Raw genomic sequence first — 21483 nt, 5'->3', positions numbered from 1 at the left:
ACGTGAAAACCGTGCGTTGGGGAATGATCGGCTGCGGCGCCGTGGCCGAGGTGAAGAGCGGTCCGGGCTTCTACAAGGCCGCGCATTCCGAACTCGTCGCCGTGACCAGCGCCGACCCGGCGATGACCCGCTCGTTCGCCGAGCGCCACGGCGTGGCCAAGGCATACGACACCAGCGAGCAACTGGTCGCCGACGCGGACGTCAACGCGGTGTATGTGGCCACGCCGCCGTCCTCGCACAAGCCGCTGTCGCTGCTGGTCGCCAGGGCCGGCAAGCACGTCTACGTCGAGAAGCCGATGGCCATGCGCTTCGACGAATGCCGCGAGATCGTCAACGTCTGCGCGCAGCAGGGCGTGCGGCTGTTCGTCGCGTTCTACCGGCGGGCCATGCCGCGCTTCCTGAAGATCAAGGAATGGATCGACAGCGGCGCCATCGGCGAGGTGCGCAACGTGCGCGCCGTGCAGCACCAGCCGCCCGCGCCGGAAGACCTGTCGCGCGCCACGCTGCCGTGGCGCCTGAAGCCCGAAGTTTCGGGCGGCGGCAAGTTCCTCGACATGGGCATCCATGAACTCGACCTGTTCGACTTCCTGTTCGGCGCCATCGAGGAGGTGCACGGCATCGCCGGCAACCGCGCCGGGCTGTACGACGTGGAGGACACGGTCACCGCCACCTGGCGGCACGCCAGCGGCGTGCAGGGCTACGGCTCGTGGTGCTACGTCTGCGGGCACGGCGAGGATTTCGTCGAGATCGTCGGTTCGCAGGGGCGGATCACCTTCGAGTTCTTCTCGGACCGGCCGCTCAAGCTGATTAACGAGGAGGGCGAGCAGATCGTCAACATCCCGAATCCGCCGCACGTGCAGCAGCCGTTCATCCAGAGCATCGTCAACGATCTCAACGGCGTCGCGCCGTGCCCCGGCAACGTCGAGAGCGCGGTGCGTTCGACCTGGGTGGCCGACACCATCCTCGGCGCGTATCGCCGCGAGAAAGGTTATTGAGGGTTATTGCCGGGACGCGCCTGGCGCGTCCCGACGTTCGCTGATTCAAACAAGAATTTTTAGGAGCCAGACATGCCCCGCATTCCGTTTGCCGAACTGAAAGCCGAATTCAAGCGCGTCCTGATCAAGAAGGGCTGCGACGAAGCCACCGCCGACCTGTCGGCGCAACTGATGACCGAAACCAGCTGCGACGGCGTGTATTCGCACGGCGTCAACCGCTTCCCGCGCGTCGTCGAATACATCGAGAAGGGCTACATCGACCTGCAGGCCAAGCCGACCAAGGTCGAAGGCATGGGCGCCTTCGAACGCTGGGACGGCAAGCTCGGCCTGGGCAACGTCAACGCCAAGCTGTCGATGGACCGCGCCGTCGAACTGGCGCGTGAATTCGGCATCGGCTGCGTCGCGCTGGGCAACACCAACCATTGGCTGCGCGGCGGCAGCTACGGCTGGCAGGCGGCCGACGCCGGCTGCGTCGGCATCTGCTGGACGAACACCCAGCCGAACATGCCGGCCTGGGGCGCCAAGGACCGGCGCATCGGCAACAACCCGTACATCATGGCCATCCCGCGCAAGGAAGGCCACGTGGTGGTCAACATCGCCATGGCCCAGTTCTCCTACGGCCAGATGGAAGCGTCGGCGATGCGCAACGAAATGATGCCGGTGCCGGGCGGCTACGACGAGCAGGGCAACATCTCGTGCGACCCCAAGGAAATCGCCAAGACGTGGCGCGTGCTGCCGATCGGCTATTGGAAGGGCTCGTCGATGTCCATCGTCATGGACCTCATCGCCGCGGTGCTCTCGGGCGGCCGCTCGACGCTGAAGGTCGGCGAACTGGGCAGCGACGAATACGGCCTGTCGCAGATGTTCATCGCCATCGACGCCACGCGCATCGCCGGCGAAGCCTTCCTGGCCTCGGCGGTCAATGAAGTGCTGGAAAACATCAAGGGATCGGAGCGGGTCGATCCGAATCAACCGGTGCTGTATCCGGGCGAGAAGGAAATGAACATCCGCAACGCCAACCTGGCCAACGGCATTCCCGTCGAGGACGCCGTGTGGGCCAAGATCAAGTCGCTTTGAACGGAAGGAGCGGAACATGAAAACACGGGCTTGTGTTCTCCACGCGCAGGAAGACCTGCGCATCGAGGAGCGCGACGTCGGCGAAGTCGGGCCGCAGCAGGTGCTGGTGCGCATCGGCGCCGGCGGCGTCTGCGGGTCGGACATCCATTATTACTGGGACGGCGGCATCGGCACGATCCGCGTCAGCGAACCGATCGTCCTCGGCCATGAAGTGGCCGGCACGGTCGAGGCGGTGGGCGAGCAGGTCACCCGCGTGCGCCCCGGCGACCGCGTCGCGGTCTGCCCCAGCCGTCCGTGCGGCAAGTGCAAGTTCTGCCAGTCCGGCGAGCAGCAGCATTGCCTGGAAATGCAGTTCTTCGGCAGCGCCATGCGCAAGCCGCACACCAACGGCGGTTTCCGCGACCGCCTGGTGGCCGAGGAATTCCAGTGCGAGCCGGTCGGCGACAAGGTGTCGATCGGCGAGGCGGCGTGCACCGAGCCGCTGGCCGTCGGCGTGCATGCGGTCAACCAGGCCGGCAGCCTGGTGGGCAAGCGCGTGCTGGTCACCGGCGCCGGCCCGATCGGCGCGCTGCTGATCGGCGCGGCGCGCGTCGCCGGCGCGCAGGAGATCGTGGCCATGGACATTTCCGAAGCCCCGCTCAAGGCGGCGCTGGCCATGGGCGCCAACGTGGCGATCAACGCGGCCAACGAGCCGGACCGCCTGGCGGCGGAGTATTCGGCCGACAAGGGCTACTTCGACGTGGCCTTCGAATGCACCGGCGTGGGCGCCGTGCTCAAGCAGGCGTTTCCCGTCGTGCGGCCGCGCGGCACCATCGTCCAGGTCGGCGTCACCGGCAGCGCCGACATCCCGATCAACGCGCTGGTCGGCAAAGAAATCCGGCTGGTCGGCACGCACCGCTTCCATCAGGAATACGCCGTGGCCGCCCGCCTGATCCGCGAACAGCGCATCGACGTGAAGCCGATCATCACCCAGACCCTGCCGATGGAGCGGGCCGCCGAGGCGTTCGCCATCGCGCGCGACCGTTCGTCGCAGATGAAGGTGCAATTGAGCTTCGCCGACTGACGGTGCGTGAAACACGCAAAAGTGAATGAAACGGGACAAAATGGCTTGACAACGAAACGTCGTTCCATAAAAATCTCCGGCACTTTTTATTAAGGAATATTGTTCCGTTTTCATTCATGCGCTGGAGTTCGGGAGGTCAAGTGGAAAAGCATCAGGGTAAGCAGGGCGTGGTCATCGTGGCGGATTGCGATCATCCGTCGATCGACATCGAGAAGTCGGTGCTGGAAGGCGTCGCCTCGGAGGTGCGCTGGCTGGCGTGCAAGACCGAGGATGAAATCATCGCCCAATGCGGCGACGGCGACGGCATCATCATCCAGTACGCGCCGATGACGCGGCGCGTGCTCGAACAGCTGCCGCGCTGCCGGATCATCGCCCGCTACGGCGTGGGCGTCGATACGGTCGATCTGGCGGCCGCCTCCGACCGGGGAATCGTGGTCAGCAACGTGCCGGACTACGGCACACACGAGGTGTCCGACCATGCCCTGGCGATGATGCTGTGCCTGACGCGCAAGGTGCCCATGGCCAGCGCGCAGATCAAGCGCGGGCAATGGGACTTCCGCCTGATGCACCCGGTGCACCGCCACCAGGTGCAGACCATCGGCATCGTCGGCCTGGGCCGCATCGGCCGTGCCATGGCGCACAAGACGCACGCCCTGGGCATGAAGGTGGTCGGCTACGACCCGTACGTCAAGCCGGCCGACCTGCCGGAGTACATTTCCCTGCTGCCGCTCGAAGCGGTGCTGGCGCAGTCCGACGTGGTTTCGGTCCACTGCCCGCTGACCGAGACCACGCGCAACATGCTCGATGAGCCGATGCTGCGCCTGATGAAGCCGTCGGCCTACCTGGTCAACACGGCGCGCGGCTGCATCGTCGACGAAGTCGCCCTGGACAAGCTGCTCACCGAAAAGAAGCTGGCGGGCGCCGCCATGGACGTGCTGGCGGCCGAGCCCGGCCCGGCCAGCCATCCGCTGTTCAGGCACGAGAATTTCTACTGCACGCCGCACATGGCCTGGCACTCGGAAGAGTCCGCCCAGGAACTCAAGCGCAAGGCGGCCGAGGAAGTCCGGCGCGTGCTGCGCGGCGAAGCCCCGATGTACCAGGTCAACAAATTCTGAGGTGAACGGATCATGAAAAGCATTCAATACAAGGCGGCGCAGCAGGTGGCGTGCGAAGAGAAGGCGGTGCCGGAAGTCGGTCCGGGCGAAGTGCTGATCAAGGTGGCCTACGCCGGGGTATGCGGTTCCGACATGATCATCTACCAGGGCGTGCATCCGCGGGCGAAGGCGCCGCTGGTGCTCGGCCACGAGTTCTCCGGCACGATCGAGAAGGGCCACAGCACGCTGCCGCCGGGCACCCCGGTGACCGTCTACCCGCTGCTCAGCTGCGGCCACTGCCAGCCGTGCCGGAACGGCTACGCCCACGTCTGCGACACCCTGAAGCTGATCGGCATCGACTGCGACGGCGGCATGGCCGACTACGTCAAGGTGCCCGAAGACAAGGTGCTGCCCATTCCCGCCGACTTCTCCCTGAAGCTCGGCGCCTTCATCGAACCGGTGGCCGTCGGCGTGCATGCCGTGGCCCGCTCCGGCTACCGCCCCGGCGACACCGCCGTGGTCTATGGCGCCGGCCCGATCGGCCTGTGCGTCGCCGGGTGCCTGAGCTACTTCGGCGCCAACCGGGTGATCGTCATCGAAGCCAACCCGCACCGGCTCGACGTCGCCCGGCAGCTGGGCTTCACCGTCATCGACGCGGTCAAGGACGACCTGCGCGCCAAGGTGCTGGAGTACACCCAGGGCCGCAAGGCCGACCTCGCCTTCGACTGCGCCGCCCACCCCAGCGTGCACACCAGCATCCTCGACATCCTGCGCGTGCAGGGCACCGGCGTCGTGGTCGGCTCCTACAAGAAACCGGCCGAAGTCGACCTGCTCAAGATCGAATTCAAGGAACTCACCCTGATCGGCACGCGGGTGTATGAACGGCGCGACTTCGAAACCGCCATCGCCATCCTGCAGAGCGGGCGCATCGACTTCGAACGCCTGCTCACCGTCGCCGCCCCGGAAGAGGCCCCGGACCAGTTCGGCCAACTGCTCAGTGGCAAGACCGACGCCATCAAGCTCATCTTCCAGCTCGGCTGAGCCCCGGACCCCGCAAGCACACCAGGAAAGACACAAGGAAAAAAACACATGCACGACCTCTTCAACCTCCAGGGCCGGGTGGCCCTCGTCACCGGTGCCAGCCGGGGCCTCGGCCAGGCCATGGCGCTCGGCCTCGCCCAGGCCGGCGCATCGGTCGCCGTGGTCGGCCGCACGCCGGTCCCCGACCTGCTCGACCGGATCGCCGCGCAGGGCGTGCGCGGCGGCTTCTACGAACACGACCTGGGCGACATCGACGGCATCCCGGCGCTGATCGCCCGCATCCAGGCCGACTTCGGCCGGATCGACATCCTGGTGAACAACGCCGGCGTGCAAAGCCGGCACCCGGCCACCGAGTTCCCGAGAAAGGACTGGGACTTCGTGATCGGCGTCAACATGAACGCCGTGTTCTTCATGTGCCAGGAAGTGGGCAAGGGCATGCTGGCGCAAGGGCGGGGCAAGATCATCAACATCGCCTCGCTGCTCTCGTTCCAGGGCGGGCTGACGGTGCCGGCGTACGCGGCGAGCAAGGGCGGGGTGGCGCAATTCACCAAGAGCCTGGCCAACGAATGGGCGGGGCGTGGGGTGAACGTGAACTGCATCGCGCCGGGGTACATGGAGACGGAGATGAACACGGCGCTGCTGGCGGACGCGACGCGCAGCCGGCAGATTCTGGAGCGGATTCCGGCGGGGCGGTGGGGCCGGCCGGAGGACATGGTGGGGGCGGTGCTGTACCTCGCCTCGCCCGCCTCCGACTACGTCAATGGCACCACCCTCACCGTCAACGGCGGGTGGCTGGGGCGCTAGACAGTCAAGGTTTTTGGTTTACATGATCGGAGATAAAACATGTTCGTGAGAGGGTTGGTAAAAGCGATGGAGTGGCTGCTGATGGCCATTCTGGGATTCATGGTGATCCTGGTGTTCGGCAACGTGGTCCTGCGCTACGGCTTCAACTCCGGGATCGTCTTTTCGGAAGAGGTCTCGCGCTTCCTCTTCATCTGGATGGTGTTCCTGGGCTCGGTGCTGATGCTGCGCGACAACGGCCACCTCGGGGTGCATACCCTGACCAAGCTGATGCCGCTCGCCGGCAAGAAGGTCTGCAAGTTCCTCAGCGACCTCATCACCTTCGGATGCTGCGTCCTGCTCACCATCGGCGGCTGGAAGGTCGTCGCGCTGAACATGCCGAACATCGCGCCGGTGTCCGAGATTCCGCTCGGCGTGGTGTTCATCGCCTGCCTGGTGTGCAGCGTCGGCATGGGCATCCTGCTGCTCAACTCGATGTACCGCCTGCTGACCGGCCAGATGCAAGAGCAGGAAATGTGCCCCGACTTCGACGACGCGCTTTGATCGCACGCACACAGGGAATAGGAGAAAACAAATGACCGTAACAATCTTCCTGGTGTCGCTGTGCGGTGCCATGTGCATCGGCATGCCGGTGGCCTTCGCGCTGCTCGTCTGCGGCGTGTCGCTGATGGTGCATCTCGGGCAGTTCAACACCCACATCCTGGCGCAGAACCTCATTTCCGGCGCCGACAACTTCCCGCTGATGGCCATTCCGTTCTTCATGCTGGCCGGCGAGATCATGAACAAGGGCGGCATCTCGCAGCAGATCGTCAACGTGGCCAACGCGCTGGTCGGCCACATCGAGGGCGGCCTGGGCTACGTGGCCATCATCGCCGCGCTGATCCTGGCGGCCATCTCCGGCTCCGCGGCGGCGGACACGGCGGCGCTGGCGGCGGTGGTCATCCCGATGATGCGCAAGGCCAACTACAACGTCGGCCGCTCCGCCGGCCTGATCGCCGGGGCGGGCTGTATCGCCCCGATCCTGCCGCCGGCCATGCCGCTGGTGCTGTTCGGCGTGGTCGCCCAGCTGTCGATCACCAAGCTCTTCTTCACCGGCATCTTCCCGGGCCTGTTCATGGCGCTGTCGCTGGTCATCACCTGGAAGATCGTGGCGCGCAAGGACTTCGCCAATTCGCCGAAGAGCACCTTCGACAGCGGCCTGCTGCTGCGCTCCCTGCGCAAGGCGATCTGGGCGCTGACGCTGCCGATCATCATCATCGGCGGCATGAAGACCGGCATCTTCACGCCGACCGAGGCGGCCGTGGTCGCCGCCGTGGTGGCCCTGCTGGTCAGCGTGTTCATCTACCACGGCATGAAGTTCACCGACCTGCCGAAGATCCTGCTGCAGGCCGCCAAGACCTCCAGCTCGATCATGCTGATCGTCGCCGCGTCGATGGTTTCCGCCTGGCTGATCACCATCGCCGACATCCCGTCGCAGGTGACCAGCATGATGCAGCCGTTCATGGACAACAAGATGATGCTGATGATCGTGCTGATGCTGCTGGCCTACGCGGTGGGCACCGCGCTCGACCTGGCGCCGACCGTGCTGATCCTGACGCCGGTGATCATGCCGCTGGTCAAGGAAGCCGGCATCGACCCGTACTACTTCGGCATCATGTTCATGATGAACAACGCCATCGGCCTGATCACGCCGCCGGTCGGCACGGTGCTCAACGTCGTGTCGAGCATCGCGCGGGTGAACCTCGATACGGTGATCAAGGGGATGTTCCCCTTCCTGATCGCCGAGACGCTGGTGATGTTCCTGCTGGTGCTGTTCCCGCAGCTGGTGATGATCCCGGCGCGCTGGTTCTATTGATCGATGGTAAGGTTTGTTCCTGTGGCTTGATCCGAACCCGCATTTCCCGAAGAAATGCGGTTGACGATGTAGGTGGTACCGTTGTTTTACCATTAACTGGAGAGGTGAAATGAAATTCAAAAAAGGTCTGATTACGTCGCTGATGGCCGTTGGCCTGATCGCGGGGGGCGTGGGCGCCGCACATTCCGAGACGCTGCGCTTTGCTTCGGAATCGCCGCGCACCGATACGCAGTCGATCGCCGGCGAGAAAATGAGTGAACTGCTCAAGGCCAAGACCAATGGCGCGCTGGATCTCAAGATCTTCGCCGACAGCTCGCTGGGCGCCTTCCAGGCCGCCATTTCCGGCGTGCGCGGCGGCACCATCGACATGGCCGTCTCGGGTTCGGCGAATTTCAGCGGCCTGCTGCCGCTGCTGGGAATCTTCGACATCCCGTTCATGTTCAAGGACTCCGAGCACGCCTACCGCGTGCTCGACGGCAAGATCGGCCAGGACATGCTCGACAAGCTGGGCGAGTTCGGCATGAAGGGCCTGGCGTTCTGGGACAACGGCTGGCGCGAGCTGACCAATTCCAAGCACCCGGTCAAGACGCCCGCCGACGTCAAGGGGCTGAAAGTCCGCACCACCGGCAGCCCGGCGCACATCGAAGCGTTCAAGCTGCTCGGCGCCAACCCGGTGCCGATGCCCCTGGCCGAGCTTTACACGGCGCTGGAAATGAAGACCGTCGATGCCCAGGAACACCCGCTGGGCGTGCTGTGGTCGGCCAAGCTGTACGAAGTGCAGAAGCATCTGTCCATCACCAACCACGCCTACAGCGCGCTGATCCTGGTGATGAACAAGGCCAAGTTCGACTCGCTGCCGCCGGCGCACCAGAAGGCGCTGATCGAAGCCGCGCGTGAAGCCGGACAACTGCAGCGCAACCTCAACAACATGGGCATGAAGCGCGTGATCGAGGACGTCAAGAAGGCCGGCATGCAGGTCGTCGAAAACGTCGATCCGAAGCCCTTCCTGGAAGCCACCAAGCCGGGTCGCGACACCTTCACCGCCAAGTTCGGCGGCGCGGACATCATCAAGCAGATCGACGCCGTCCGCGATGTCAAGTAAGGCCGTGGCCGGCAACGGCTAGCCTTCTCCATCACCTGCGCCACTCCGGATCATGCAACCCGGCGTGGCGCAGGTTCGTTGAGCGGTGAATGACGCCGGCCTCTTTATCTCGGCCGGTCTTTTGGTTAAAATGAAACGCTGTTTCATAATCGCGCTGGCTGACGCGAGTCCTCCAGAAAACTTCATTTCCGGGCATGGTCCTGCAACATGAATGAAAAGCTCAATTCCGGCATCGACAAGACGCTGAGCATCCTCGAATTCATTTCGCGGAACTCCAAGGGCGTGTCGCTGGCGGAACTCGTCAAATCGGTTGGCATACCGAAGACGACCGCTTTCCGCATCCTGGAAGTGCTGCTGGCGCGCGAATACGCCACCTGGGACCCGGAGAGCGAGAAATATTCCATCGGGCTCAAGACGCTGGAGATCGGCCTGAGCGGCCTGATCGGACAGAACATCGTCAACATCTCCGTCCCTTATCTGCAGGAACTGTCCTCATCGGTCGGGGAAACGTCGTTCCTGGCGGTATACAACAGCGGCGACGTGGTCTACCTGTACAAGGTGGAAGGCAACAAATCGATCGTCACCACGGCCACCCTGGGCAGCCGCCGGCCGGCCTACTGCACGGCCCTCGGCAAGGCCATCCTGGCGAATCTGCCGATCGAGGAAGCAGACCGGATCTTCGAGAGGTCGCTGGAGAAGCTGACCGACAAGACGATCGTCGAGCGCATCCGCCTGCATGAGGAGTTCGCCAGGATTCGCCTGAGCGGCTACGCGGTGGACGACGAAGGCGTCGAGCACGGCCTGTATTGCCTGGCCGTGCCGGTCTACGACTATACGGGCCGGGTCGCCGCCGCGATCAGCGTTTCCGGGCCGGTCAAGCGGATGACCGAAAACGGCGAGAAGATCGTCGACGAACTGCAGTCGATCGGCGGGATGATTTCGAGGCGTCTCGGTTACGTCAAGGCCATGCGGGAAAGGATCTGAGGCCTCGGGTGTGGTTGCTTAGGAAGGCTTGCCCCGTCAAGCCTCCGTCAGTTTCATCGTGGTGAGTTTTTTAACGGACAGGAGAAAGAAATGGCAACGAAAGACAGGCTGTCGGTATTGCTGGCGATGCTGGACCAATCGGTGATTCCGGTGTTTTACCACCCGGATGAAGAGGTGTGCGTGAACGTGATCCAGGCCTGCGCGAACGGCGGGGCGAAGTGCGTGGAGTTCACCAACCGGGGCGACTTTGCCGCGGACGTCTTCCTGCGGGTGACCAAGCACTTCGCCAAGGCCGACCCGAGCGTGATCATGGGCGTGGGCTCGGTGGTGGACGCCCCGACGGCCGGGCTCTACATCGCCTACGGCGCCAAGTTCGTGGTCGGCCCGCTGCTCAACGCCGAAGTGGCCAAGGTGTGCAACCGGCGCGGCATCCCCTACAGCCCCGGCTGCGGCTCGGCCAGCGAAATCGGCGACGCCCAGGAACTCGGCTGCGAACTGATCAAGGTCTTCCCCGGCGCCTCGGTCGGCGGCCCGGACTTCGTCAAGAGCGTGATGGGCCCGATGCCCTGGACGCGGATCATGCCCACCGGCGGCGTCGAGCCGACCGAAGAGTCCCTGCGCAAATGGTTCGGCGCCGGCATCGTCGCCTGCGGCGTCGGCTCCAACCTGATCACCAAGAAGCTGCTCGACGCCAAGGACTACAAGGGTCTTGAAGAGAACGTCCGGCAGACCATCGCGCTGGTCAAGCGCATCAAGGCCGAACTCGCCAAGTAAGGCGGACACCCATCAACCCCTATTAACCACAACGAACACAACGGGCACGACGAAATCATTTTGTTTGGCTTCTCGTTGTGTGCGTTGTGCACGTCGTGGTTAAACCTGCTTTTTTGAGGACACCCCCATGAGCGAACTCATCATCAAACCCGCCAGCGAAGCCCGCTGGGACTGCGTCTCCTTCGGCGAAGTCATGCTGCGCTTCGACCCCGGCTTCGGCCGGGTGCGCAACGCCCGCAGCTTCCAGGTGTGGGAAGGCGGCGGCGAATACAACGTGGCGCGGGCCATGAAGAAATGCTGGCAGAAGCGCGCCGCCGTGGTCACCGCCCTGCCGAAGAACGACCTCGGCTGGCTGGTCGAAGACTTCATCATGCAAGGCGGCGTGGATCTGAGCCACGTCATCTGGCGCGATTTCGACGGCCTCGGCAAGAACACCCGGGTCGGCCTCAACTTCACCGAAAAAGGCTTCGGCGTGCGGCCCGCGCTCGGCTGCTCCGACCGGGGCAACAGCGCCGCCTCGCAGATCAAGCCCGGCGAAGTGAACTGGGAAAAGCTCTTCGGTGAAGAAGGCGTGCGCTGGTTCCACACCGGGGGCATCTTCGCCGCGCTGGCCAGCAACACCGCCGAAGCGGTGATCGAAGCGGTCGAAGCCGCCAAGAAATACGGCACCGTCGTCTCCTACGACCTCAACTACCGCGCTTCCCTGTGGAAGAGCCAGGGCGGCAAGGAGGCGGCGCAGCGGGTCAACCGCACCATCGCCAAGAACGTCAACGTGATGATCGGCAACGAAGAAGACTTCACCGCCTGCCTCGGCTTCGAAGTCGAAGGCGCGGACGAACACCTCACCCAGATCGAGACCGAAAGCTTCAAGAAGATGATCCAGACCGCGGTCGCGGCGTTCCCCAACTTCAAGGTGGCGGCGACCACGCTGAGGAAGGCCACGACGGCCACCTTCAACGACTGGTCGGCGCTGGTGTACTACCAGGGGCAGCTGTACCAGTCGATGCAGCGGGACGACCTGGAGATCTACGACCGGGTGGGCGGAGGCGACGGGTTTGCCTCGGGGCTGATCTACGGTTTCCTGGAAGGCAAGGGGCCGCAGGCGGCGGTGGAATACGGCGCGGCGCACGGTGCCCTGGCCATGACCACCCCCGGCGACACCTCGATGGTCCGCGTCGAGGAGGTCGAGGCCGCCATGAAGGGCAAGGGCGCCCGCGTCATTCGTTAAAGCTGCGCTGTATCGAAAAGAAACGGCCTCCTGCGCGGAGGCCGTTTTTCATTGGCCGGCCGGCGGCCTCTCAGCAGCGTTCCCAGATCGTCGCGATGCCCTGGCCGCCGCCGATGCACATCGTGGCCAGGCCGTAGCGGGCCTGGACGCGCTGCATCTCGTGCAGCAGCTTGGTGACGATCACCGCGCCGGTGGCGCCGACCGGATGCCCGAGCGCGATCGCGCCGCCGTTCGGGTTGGTCTTCGCCGGGTCGAGGCCGAGGCCCTTGGCGACCGCCAGCGCCTGCGCAGCGAAGGCTTCGTTGGCCTCGATCACGTCGATCTGGTCGAGCGACAGCCCGGCGCGCCGCAAGGCGATCTGCGTGGCCGGGATCGGTCCGTCGCCCATCACGCTCGCCTCGACGCCGGCGATCGCGTAGGCCATCAGCCGCGCCAGCGGCGCGCGGTGCAGGCGCTCCGCCGCCTCGGCGCCGGCCAGCACCAGAAAGGCCGCGCCGTCGTTGATGCCGGAGGCGTTGCCGGCGGTGACGGTGCCGCCTTCCTTCTTGAACGCCGCCTTCATCTGCGCCAGCGCGTCCAGGCTGGTCTCGCGCGGATGCTCGTCGGTGTCGAAAACCGCCTCTCCCTTGCGCGTGCGCAGCGTGACCGGCACGATCTGCGCGGCGAAGCGGCCCGCGGCGATCGCCTGCGCGGCCCGCCGCTGCGACTCCAGCGCGAAGGCGTCCTGCGCCTCGCGGCCGATCGACCATTTGGCGGCCTGGTTCTCGGCGGTCATGCCCATGTGTCCGGCGCCGAACGGGTCGGTCAGCGCGGCGACCATCATGTCCACCATCTGCGCGTCGCCCATGCGCGCGCCGTTGCGCATGCTCGGGGACAGGTAGCCGCCGGCGGACATCACTTCGACGCCGCCCGCCAGGCCGATCTCGGCGTCGCCGAGCAGGATGTTCTGGGCGACGCCGACGATCGCCTGCATGGCCGAGCCGCACAGGCGGTTGCAGGCCATCGCCGTCGACTCCATCGGCATGCCGGCGCGCACCGCGATCAGCCTGGGGACGTAGGGAAAGTTCCTGCCGCAGGGGATGACGTTGCCGACGACGGCGCAGGTGGCCAGGGCGGCGTCGACGCCGGCGCGCGCGAATGCCTCGCGGGCCACCGTGCTGCCCAGGTCTTCCGGCGCGAGGCCGCTCAGGGCACCGCCGAAGGTGCCGATCGCCGAACGGACGGCGCTGAGCGCGAATATCTGTGTAGCCATGCTTGCTCCTTGCTGATTCGAGGTTTTCCGCAGGGAACCGCGCCCTCCCGGCGGCGGGCGCGGCAACGAGGTTTTACCGCTAACCGAGGATCGGCGGCACGTACGGCAGGGTCAGGCCGAGCAGCCAGAGCAGGATCAACACGACCGGCGTGTGGAAAATCAGCTGCAGCGTCGAATAGCCGGCCAGATCGCGCGCCTTGACGCCGGTCAGCCCCATCAGCGGCAGCATCCAGAACGGGTTGATGAAGTTCGGCAGCGCCTCCGCCGCGTTGTAGACCTGCACCATCCAGGCAAGATTCACGTGCAGCTGGTTGGCCGCTTCGAGCAGGTAGGGCGCTTCGACCACCCACTTGCCGCCGCCCGACGGCAGGAACAGCCCGAGAATCGCCGAGTAGATCCCGCCGACCAGCGGCAGCGTCTCCTGCGTCGAGATGGAAACGAAGAACCTGGCCAGCACTTCGTTCAGCCCGGAGCCCATCAGCACGCCGAAGATCCCCGCGTACAGCGGGAACTGCAGCAGTACGCCGCCGGTCATCGGCACCGCCTTGGCCGCGGCGCGCAGGAAGGAGCGTGGGCTCCAGTGCAGCAGCATGCCGGCGATCAGGAACATGAAGTTGTAGGTGTTCAGGTCGAGCGCGGCCAGCCCGCCCTTGGTGCTGAAGACGTCGTACAGGTAAACGACGCCGAGCGCGACCAGCACCAGCGTCAGGGCCGGATTGAATTCGAGCTTCTCGCCCGGTGTCTGCGGCGAGCCGATTTCCTCATGGCTGTCCTGGTAGACGATTCCCGCCATCTCGGCGGTCTTCGCCTTGTCGGCCGTCGGCGTCGAGGCGTAGCAGATCCACACCGACAGCACCACCAGCACGACGATCATCACCAGGTTCTGCCAGGTGAACAGCGTCTCGCCGAGCGTGATGATGCCGCTGATCTTGAGCAGGGCGGGCGGAATGGAGCCCTTGGTGGCCATCAGCAGCGCGGCCGAGGACGACAGGCCGAGGGCCCACACGCTGCCCAGGCCCAGGTAGCCGGCGGCGCCCATGGCGCGGTAGTCGACGCCCTTGACGCGCTTGCTGATCTCGCGCATCAGGATGCCGGCGAAGATCATGCTGAAGCCCCAGCTGAGCAGCGAGGCGAGCATGGCCAGGAAGCCGACGTAGGCCACGGCCGTCTTCGGCTCCTTGGGCACGGCCGCCAGGACGTTGATGATCCTGCGCACCGGGCCGGACACGGCGACGATGTAGCCGCCGATCACCACGAAGGCCATCTGCATGGTGAACGGAATGAGGTTCCAGAACGACTTGCCGAAATCGACCGAAACCTGAGCCGGCGTGCGGCCCATGGCCAGCGCCGCGCCGCAGACCACGACCACGGCGATGGCGGCGAACACGTAGGCGTCGGGGAACCACTTCTCGGCCCAGTCGGCCAGCGCGGCCCCCCAGCGCGCCATGAGGCCTTGGTCGTTGGCGTCGGTTCGGGCCGGCAGTTCGTGGCTGACGGTTGTGTGCGGATTCATGTTTTTCTCCTTCTCCCTTGCAGGGACACGATGGGCGTTGCTCCATCGCCGTAGCGGGAAGGGCCCCGCGCGGGCCGTTCCCGCCCGGCGTTCATTCGTACAGCCAGCGGGGAAGCGGCATGGCGCGGCACGCCGGGCTGACCGCGTAATCGGCCTCCGTCCGGGCGCGGACGTCGTCGAGGGAAACGCCCGGCGCGGTCTCGGTGAGCACCAGCCGGCCGTCGACGAAGCGGAAGACGGCCAGTTCGGTGACGATCGTGCCGACCCTGCCGGCGGCCGTCAGGGGCAGGGTGCAGCGTTTCAGGATCTTGGCGCCGCCCTCCCGGGTGGCGTGCTCCATGGCCACGATCACGTTCTTCGCCCCGGTCACGAGATCCATCGCGCCGCCCATGCCGGGCACCATCTTGCCGGGCACCATCCAGTTGGCGAGATTGCCCTCCTGGTCGACCTGCAGGCCGCCGAGCACGGTCACGTCCACGTGCCCGCCGCGGATGATGCAGAACGACAGCGCGCTGTCGAAGAAGGCCGTTCCCGGCACCATGCCGCACGGCTTGCCGCCGGCATTGACCAGATCGGGCAGCGGCGGGCCGGCCAGCGGCCCGAGGCCGGTGAAGCCGTTCTCCGACTGCAGCGTGATATGCACGTCCTCGGGCAGGAAGTCGGGCACCAGCGTCGGCAGCCCGATGCCCAGGTTGACCACGTCGCCGTCCTTCATCTCCTGGGCGACGCGGCAGGCGATCAGCGTTTTGGCATCCATGTCACTGCTCCCCGGCAAGAAGAAGGGCGTTGACCAGCACGCCCGGGGTCATCACGAGGTCGGGATCGATCGCGCCCGCCGGCACGATCTCGTCGGCCTCGGCCACGACGAAGTCGGCGGCCAGCGCCATGATCGGGTTGAAGTTGCGCGCCGCGCGCCGATAGACGAGGTTGCCGGCGTGGTCGGCGCAATGCGCCTTGAGGATGGCCAGGTCGGCGCGGAGCGGCCGCTCGACGAGGTAGTCGACGCCGTCGAAGCTGAGCCTGGTCTTGCCTTCCTCGACGACGGTGCCGACGCCGGTCGGCGTGAGCACGCCGCCGAGGCCCGAGCCGCCGCAGCGGATGCGCTCGGCGAGGGTGCCCTGCGGCACCAGCTCGACCTCGATCTCGCCGGCGATCATCTGCCGGCCGGTCTCCGGATTGGTGCCGATGTGCGAGGCGACGACCTTCCCGACGCGCCGGGCGGCGATCAGCACGCCGATGCCGCTGTCCGGCGTGGCGGTGTCGTTGCCGATGACCGTGAGATTGCCGACGCCGGCATCGAGGATCGCGCGCACGATCCCGTCGGGAGTGCCGACCCCCAGGAAGCCGCCGAACAGGATGCTCATCCCGTCCCTGAAGCGCGGCCTCAACTCGGCAAAACTGATTCGCTTGCTGGTTTGGCTCATGTGTTGGCTCCGTATGCCCGTTGAAAAGCAACGGGGCCAACGCAGGATGCGTGCCTGCCGCGATATTCCAGGATAATCAGCCGCTTGCGGCGATCGCTAGGGGAAATCCCGGCGGGCGCGGCGCCGGGTGCGCAAATTCATTCACACAGCGCGACGGAATCTGCGCAGTCGCCTGCGTCGAGATTCAGCTCGTGCAGCTTGTAGAGCAGCGCGCGCCGGCTGATGCCGAGTTCGCTGGCCGTGCGCGAGCGGTTGCCCTGGTTGCGGTCGAGCGCCTGCGCGATGACGCCGGCCTCGAAGTTGCGGACCAGCTCCTTGAGCTGCCTGGGCTGCCGCGGTTCGGCGGGCGCCGGCCGGCAGGCCTCCACGATCGGCAGCGGCAGATCCTCCGTGAAGAGCGTCCGGCCGGAGCTCATGACCACCGCGCGCTCGACGGCGTTGGACAGCTCCCTGACGTTGCCCGGCCAGGAGTAGCGCTGCATGATGGCCAGCGCGTGGTCGTCGAAGCCGTCGATCTCGCGCTGGTGTTCCGCCGCGAACTTGCGCAGGAAATGCGCGGCGAGCAACGGTATGTCCGACGGCCTCTGCCGGAGCGGCGGAATCGACAGGCTGACCACGTTCAGGCGGTAGTAGAGATCCTGGCGGAAGGTGCCGGCGGCGACCATCTCCTCCAGGTTGCGGTTGGTCGCGGCGACCAGACGCACGTTGACGCGCAGGGTGCGGTCGCCGCCGACGCGCTCGAATTCGCGGTCCTGCAGCGCGCGCAGCAGCTTGACCTGCAGCGCCAGCGGCAGCTCGCCGACCTCGTCGAGGAACAGGGTGCCGCCGTCGGCGTGCTCGAAGCGTCCGGTGCGACGCGCCACGGCGCCGGTGAAGGCGCCTTTCTCGTGGCCGAAGAACTCGCTTTCGAGCAGCCCCTCCGGAATGGCGCCGCAGTTGACCTTGACGAACGGGCGCGCGGCGCGCGGGCCGTTGTAGTGCAGCGAGGCCGCCAGCAATTCCTTGCCGACGCCGCTTTCGCCGTGGATGACCACCGAGGCGTTGTGCTGCGCGACGCGCTCGATGGCACGGCACAGCTGCCGCATGGCCGGATCGCTGGTGATGAAACGGTCGAGCCGGTAGGTCTCCGAAAGCTCGTGCTGGAGCAGGCCGATTTCCCGGCGCATCTCCCGGATCTGGTAGGCGCGGTTGACCAGCAGGCTGATCTCCGCGAGGTCGAAGGGCTTGATGACGAAATCGAAGACGCCGTTCTTGATCGCCCGGACCGCCGTGTCGAGGTCGGCGAAGGCCGTCATCAGGATCACCGCCGCGCCGGGGCGGTGCCGCAGCATCGCGCTCATGGCCTCGATGCCGTTCAGGCCGGGCATGCGGATGTCCATCAGCACGATGTCGGGCGAGGCGCTGCGGAACAGCGCCAGCCCGGCTTCGCCGTCCCTGGCCGCGACCGTCTGGTAGCCCTCGCGCTCCAGCACGGCGGCGAGCATGCGGCGGATGCTCTCGTCGTCGTCGACGATCAATATCTGGTAATCGGCTTTCATCGTCCTCAACCTTCCTCAACCTTCCGTCTCCCGTGCCGGGAAGTGAATGGTGACCGTGGTTCCGCATCCTTCCTCGCTGTCGATCTCGATCGTGCCGTGGTGGCCGTCGACGATGCGCCTTGCAATTGCCATGCCGAGTCCGGTACCGGTGGCCTTGGTCGAGAAGAACGGATCGAAGATCCGCTCCCGGACCGCCGCGGCGATGCCGCAGCCGGTGTCGGCGACACTCACCTTGACCCGGCCCGGCCGGTCCGCCGCCGTGCGGATGCGTATCTCGCCGCTGCCGGCGATGGCCTCGATCCCGTTGACCACGATGTTCAGCAGCACCTGCTTGATCGGTCCCGGATCGGCCTCGACCAGGGGCAGCCCTGCCGCGAGTTCCGGCACGAACGCGATGCGCGCGCCGGCGGCGGCGTCGCGGGCCAGGATCAGCGTCTCGCGCACCAGCTGATTCACGTCCGTCGGCACGGGGTGCAGCGGCTGCGGGCGTACCAGGTCGAGCAGTTCGGAAACGATGCGGTTGAGGCCGTCGACCTCGCGGATGATGATGTCCCCGTACTCCCGCCATTCGCGCGGGCTGGACGAGCCCTGCAGGTATTGCACGAAACCCCGGATCGAGGTGAGCGGCGTGCGCAGCTCGTGCGCGATGCCCGCCGCCATTTCACCGACCGCCGCCAGCCGCTCGGTCTGCGCCACTTTCCGGCGCAGCAGGAACTGCTCGGTGATGTCGCGGATCACCGCCACCACGCCGAGCTTCCGCCCGCGCCCGTCGTACAGCACGCTGGTGCTGGCGACCACGTGCGGCGTGCGCTGCGGCAGCGGATAGTCGACCTCGATGCCGCGATGCTCGCGGCCGCTCTGCAGGGTGTCCACGATCGGACTGCAAAAGTTGGCGTCGGGCCGGAACAGCGCCAGATAGGGCTTACCGACCACCTCTTCCGGGCGGCAGCCGAAGAGCTCGCAGCCGGCGGGGTTGATGTAGGTCACGGTGTTTCCCGAGTCGACGGTGATCACCGCGTCCGCCAGACTGTCGAGGATGTTGTCGTGCATCGAGCGCGTTTCGAGGAGGCTTTGCGCCAGGCCGTTGATCGCCTCGACGATCTCGCCGATCTCTCCCTTGATCGGAGCGATCGGCGTGCCCAGGTCGAAGCGCAGCCGCGCCAGACCCTTCTTGATCTTCTCCAGCTTGTTCGTCAGCTGCGCCACGACGAAGTAGACCACCGCCAGGGACAGGCCGAAGCCGACCAGCGTCATCGTCTGCACCGCCAGCCGCATCGCGCCGGCCTGCCGCTCGATGGCGTCGAGGAATTCGTTGGCCCAGATGTAGCCGACCACCCGCCCGCGCTCCTCGATCGGCAGCATCGAATTCATGATCTGGCCGCGCACCTGCCCGCCGCTCACCGTCATCGGCGTGCCGCCGGCCATGACCTTCCAGCCGGGGTGGCCCGCCGGGATGGTCATGCCCACGGTCCGGTCGTACTGGTCGCTCGGCCCGTAGGTGACGATCGCGTTCAGGTCGCGATGGAAATAGCCGACGCCGACGCCGGGGAAGGCCTGCGCCACCTGATCGCTGAACTCGCGCAGGCGGACGTTGAGGAAATGGATCTTGGCGTCGCGGTCGTCCGGATCGCCGGCGTATCCGTCCAGCAAGCCGCGAAAGCCGCCGCGGCCCTCCAGGTGCCGCGCCAGCAGCACGTCGATGCCATGCAGATGATCGTGCTTCTCGGCCATGAAGGCCTCGTGGCTGCGCAGTTCGAGCACGTAGCCGGTGGCGATGATCGGCAGGCCGACGATCGGCAGCAGGACCAGCATGAGCTGCATGCGCAGCGTCGCCGGCCAGAAACGGCGAAGCAGTCTGATCATTGTTGTCGGAGTCTCCCTTCGTTCGATGCGAAGGCATGTTACCGAACTCCGCCGGGCGTGGCCGCGTTCCGTTTCCGGCGCCGCCGCGCCGCCCGCAGCCGCTTCCGTTTTTTGCCGATGCTCAGGCGGCGTGGCTGCGCATCGCCTTCAGCCGCTTCATCGCGTCGTTCTCGCCCCGGCCGAAATAGTCGTAGAGCCGGCGGTAGTCGTCGTACAGCCGGTCGTAGATGGCCTGGTTGGCCGGAATGGGCAGGATGGCCTCCGGCCTGATGTGCCCCATGCGTTCGGCGGCGGCATGGATGTCCGGATACAGCCCGGCGGCGACGGCGGCGTAGATCGCCGAGCCGAGCGCCGGCGCCTGCGCGGAGCCGGCGAGGCGCACGGGCTTGCCGAGAACGTCCGCGTAGATCTGCCGGAGCAGGGCGTTCTTCTGCGGCAGCCCGCCGGCGGCGACGTACTCGTCGACCGGCACGCCCTTGCGCTCGAAGGCCTCGATGATCGTGCGCGTGCCGAACGCGGTGGCCTCGATCAGCGCCCGGTAGATGTCGGGCGCGCGGGTGGCGAGCGTCACGCCCAGGAGCATGCCGCTCAGGTCCGTGTCGACCAGCGTCGAGCGGTTGCCATTGAGCCAGTCGAGCGCGACCAATCCGTGCTCGCCCGGCCGCTGCTTGGCCGATTCCCGTTCGAGATGCTCGTGGATGCCCAGGCCGGCGGCGCGGGCCGCCCGGTGGTAGGACTCCGGCACCGCATGCTCGACGAACCAGCCCAACCCGTCGCCGACGCAGCTCTGGCCGGCTTCGTAGCCGTAAACGCCGGGCACGATGCCGCCATGGACCACGCCGCACATGCCTTCCACGGCTTCCAGGCGGTCGCCGATGAGCATGTGGCAGGTTGACGTCCCCATGATCGCCACCATCCGCCGGGAGCCGGTCACCTTGACCGCCGGAACCGTGACGTGGGCGTCAACGTTGGCCACGGCCACGGCCGTGCCGGGGAGCAGGCCGGTCAGCGCGGCGGCGCGTTCGCTCAAGGGGCCGGCGAGCTCGCCCAACTGCCGGAAATCGCGCGTCAGGCGCGTGTCCACGACGTCCGCGAAACGCGGGTCGAGCGCCGCGAAATAGTCGGCGCCCGGAAAGCCGGCATCGGTGAGGATGCATTTGTAGCCGGCGAAGCAGGCACTGCGCACCTCGCGGCCGGTGAGCTGCCAGACGACCCAGTCGCCGGCTTCCATGAAACGCTCCGCCGCGGCGTAGACCTCGGGCGCCTCCTGCAGCACCTGCAGCATCTTGGGGACCGACCATTCGCTCGAAATCTTGCCGCCGTACAGCGGCAGCCAGGGTTCGCCCCGCTCCCGGGCGACGGCGTTGACCTGATCGGCCTGCGGCTGGCTGGCGTGGTGCTTCCAGAGCTTGGGCCAGGCATGCGGCTGGTCCGCCCAGCGCGGCAGCATGCACAGCGGCGTTCCGTCGCGCCGCGCCGGCATGAAGGTGCACGCCGTGAAGTCGATCCCCACGCCCTTGATCAGTGAGGGATCGACGCCGCTGGCGCGCAGCAGTTCCGGGATGGTGACGCGCAGCACCTCCAGGTAATCGGCGGGGTTCTGCAACGCCCAGTTCGGCGGCAGGAGCGTGCGGCCTCCCGGCAGATGGCGGTCGATGACCCCGTCGGCGTAATCGTGGACGGCGGTGGCGACCTCCCGGCCGTCGCTGGCGTCCACGAGCAGGGCGCGGCCGCTCAGGGTGCCGAAGTCAATCCCGATCGTATAGTTTTTCATGATTTTTCAGTGGTCATGGTCGCTGCGGTGAATCGAGCCAGAAGCCGTCATTCCGGCGCAAGCCGGAATCCAGGAAATCGACGACCCGGATACCGGCTTGCGCCG

Annotated in this window: 19 protein-coding genes; 12 read left to right on the top strand and 7 right to left on the bottom strand. The window is 66.3% G+C overall.

The window, feature by feature from the left end; translation table 11 throughout:
• Positions 1–2: 2 nt before the first annotated feature.
• The 12 genes from QM701_RS03025 to QM701_RS02970 all read left to right on the top strand — a co-directional run bounded on the left by QM701_RS03025 (position 3) and on the right by QM701_RS02970 (position 12014).
• Positions 3–995 (top strand): Gfo/Idh/MocA family protein, encoded by a 993-nt coding sequence (locus QM701_RS03025; RefSeq protein ID WP_415165618.1) that lies wholly within the window; start codon positions 3–5, stop codon positions 993–995.
• Positions 996–1067: 72 nt separating this feature from the next.
• Positions 1068–2072, top strand: coding sequence for a 3-dehydro-L-gulonate 2-dehydrogenase (yiaK, locus tag QM701_RS03020; RefSeq protein WP_415165617.1), 1005 nt, complete (start codon positions 1068–1070; stop codon positions 2070–2072).
• A 16-nt stretch (positions 2073–2088) separates the two neighbouring features.
• Positions 2089–3135, top strand: a complete 1047-nt coding sequence (locus tag QM701_RS03015; RefSeq protein WP_415165616.1) for an L-idonate 5-dehydrogenase — start codon at positions 2089–2091, stop codon at positions 3133–3135.
• 140 nt (positions 3136–3275) lie between these two features.
• Positions 3276–4250 (top strand): C-terminal binding protein, encoded by a 975-nt coding sequence (locus QM701_RS03010; RefSeq protein ID WP_415165615.1) that lies wholly within the window; start codon positions 3276–3278, stop codon positions 4248–4250.
• Between the two features lie 12 nt (positions 4251–4262).
• Positions 4263–5270, top strand: coding sequence for a zinc-dependent alcohol dehydrogenase (locus tag QM701_RS03005; RefSeq protein WP_415165614.1), 1008 nt, complete (start codon positions 4263–4265; stop codon positions 5268–5270).
• A 48-nt stretch (positions 5271–5318) separates the two neighbouring features.
• Positions 5319–6074 carry an SDR family oxidoreductase gene (locus QM701_RS03000; protein ID WP_415165613.1) on the top strand — a complete coding sequence of 252 codons (756 nt, stop codon included), beginning with the start codon at positions 5319–5321 and terminating at the stop codon, positions 6072–6074.
• A gap of 39 nt (positions 6075–6113) precedes the next feature.
• Positions 6114–6614 (top strand): TRAP transporter small permease, encoded by a 501-nt coding sequence (locus QM701_RS02995; protein WP_415165612.1) that lies wholly within the window; start codon positions 6114–6116, stop codon positions 6612–6614.
• 31 nt (positions 6615–6645) lie between these two features.
• The gene (locus QM701_RS02990) at positions 6646–7926 is read left to right on the top strand and encodes a TRAP transporter large permease subunit (protein WP_415165611.1); all 1281 of its coding nucleotides are present in this window, start codon (positions 6646–6648) and stop codon (positions 7924–7926) included.
• Positions 7927–8035: 109 nt separating this feature from the next.
• On the top strand, positions 8036–9028 hold the full coding sequence (locus tag QM701_RS02985; RefSeq protein WP_415165610.1) for a TRAP transporter substrate-binding protein: 993 nt from the start codon (positions 8036–8038) through the stop codon (positions 9026–9028).
• 207 nt (positions 9029–9235) lie between these two features.
• A complete protein-coding gene (locus QM701_RS02980) occupies positions 9236–10012 on the top strand; it encodes an IclR family transcriptional regulator (protein WP_415165609.1) in 777 nt (258 codons plus the stop codon).
• 90 nt (positions 10013–10102) lie between these two features.
• Positions 10103–10786: a bifunctional 4-hydroxy-2-oxoglutarate aldolase/2-dehydro-3-deoxy-phosphogluconate aldolase gene (locus tag QM701_RS02975; RefSeq protein ID WP_415165608.1), complete on the top strand. Its 684-nt coding sequence runs from the start codon at positions 10103–10105 to the stop codon at positions 10784–10786.
• A 127-nt stretch (positions 10787–10913) separates the two neighbouring features.
• Positions 10914–12014 carry a PfkB family carbohydrate kinase gene (locus tag QM701_RS02970; RefSeq protein WP_415165607.1) on the top strand — a complete coding sequence of 367 codons (1101 nt, stop codon included), beginning with the start codon at positions 10914–10916 and terminating at the stop codon, positions 12012–12014.
• Positions 12015–12084: 70 nt separating this feature from the next.
• Here QM701_RS02970 and bktB read toward each other — a convergent pair whose 3' ends face one another.
• The 7 genes from bktB to QM701_RS02935 all read right to left on the bottom strand — a co-directional run bounded on the left by bktB (position 12085) and on the right by QM701_RS02935 (position 21378).
• On the bottom strand, positions 12085–13266 hold the full coding sequence (bktB, locus tag QM701_RS02965) for a beta-ketothiolase BktB (RefSeq protein WP_415165606.1): 1182 nt from the start codon (positions 13264–13266) through the stop codon (positions 12085–12087).
• Between the two features lie 79 nt (positions 13267–13345).
• Entirely contained in the window at positions 13346–14779 is a 1434-nt protein-coding gene (locus tag QM701_RS02960) for a short-chain fatty acid transporter (RefSeq protein ID WP_415165605.1), read from the bottom strand.
• A gap of 91 nt (positions 14780–14870) precedes the next feature.
• Positions 14871–15536, bottom strand: a complete 666-nt coding sequence (locus tag QM701_RS02955; RefSeq protein WP_415165604.1) for a 3-oxoacid CoA-transferase subunit B — start codon at positions 15534–15536, stop codon at positions 14871–14873.
• Between the two features lies 1 nt (position 15537).
• The gene (atoD, locus tag QM701_RS02950; RefSeq protein ID WP_415165603.1) at positions 15538–16203 is read right to left on the bottom strand and encodes an acetate CoA-transferase subunit alpha; all 666 of its coding nucleotides are present in this window, start codon (positions 16201–16203) and stop codon (positions 15538–15540) included.
• Positions 16204–16340: 137 nt separating this feature from the next.
• A complete protein-coding gene (locus QM701_RS02945) occupies positions 16341–17741 on the bottom strand; it encodes a sigma 54-interacting transcriptional regulator (RefSeq protein WP_415165602.1) in 1401 nt (466 codons plus the stop codon).
• A gap of 15 nt (positions 17742–17756) precedes the next feature.
• Entirely contained in the window at positions 17757–19604 is a 1848-nt protein-coding gene (gene atoS, locus QM701_RS02940; protein ID WP_415165601.1) for a two-component system sensor histidine kinase AtoS, read from the bottom strand.
• A 121-nt stretch (positions 19605–19725) separates the two neighbouring features.
• Positions 19726–21378: a ribulokinase gene (locus QM701_RS02935; protein ID WP_415165600.1), complete on the bottom strand. Its 1653-nt coding sequence runs from the start codon at positions 21376–21378 to the stop codon at positions 19726–19728.
• Positions 21379–21483 lie beyond the last annotated feature (105 nt).

The sequence above is a fragment of the Propionivibrio sp. genome (assembly GCF_047602565.1).
Lineage (GTDB): Bacteria > Pseudomonadota > Gammaproteobacteria > Burkholderiales > Rhodocyclaceae > Propionivibrio.
Note: the sequence above shows the minus strand (reverse complement) of the source record. Positions and strands in the feature narration are given on the sequence as shown.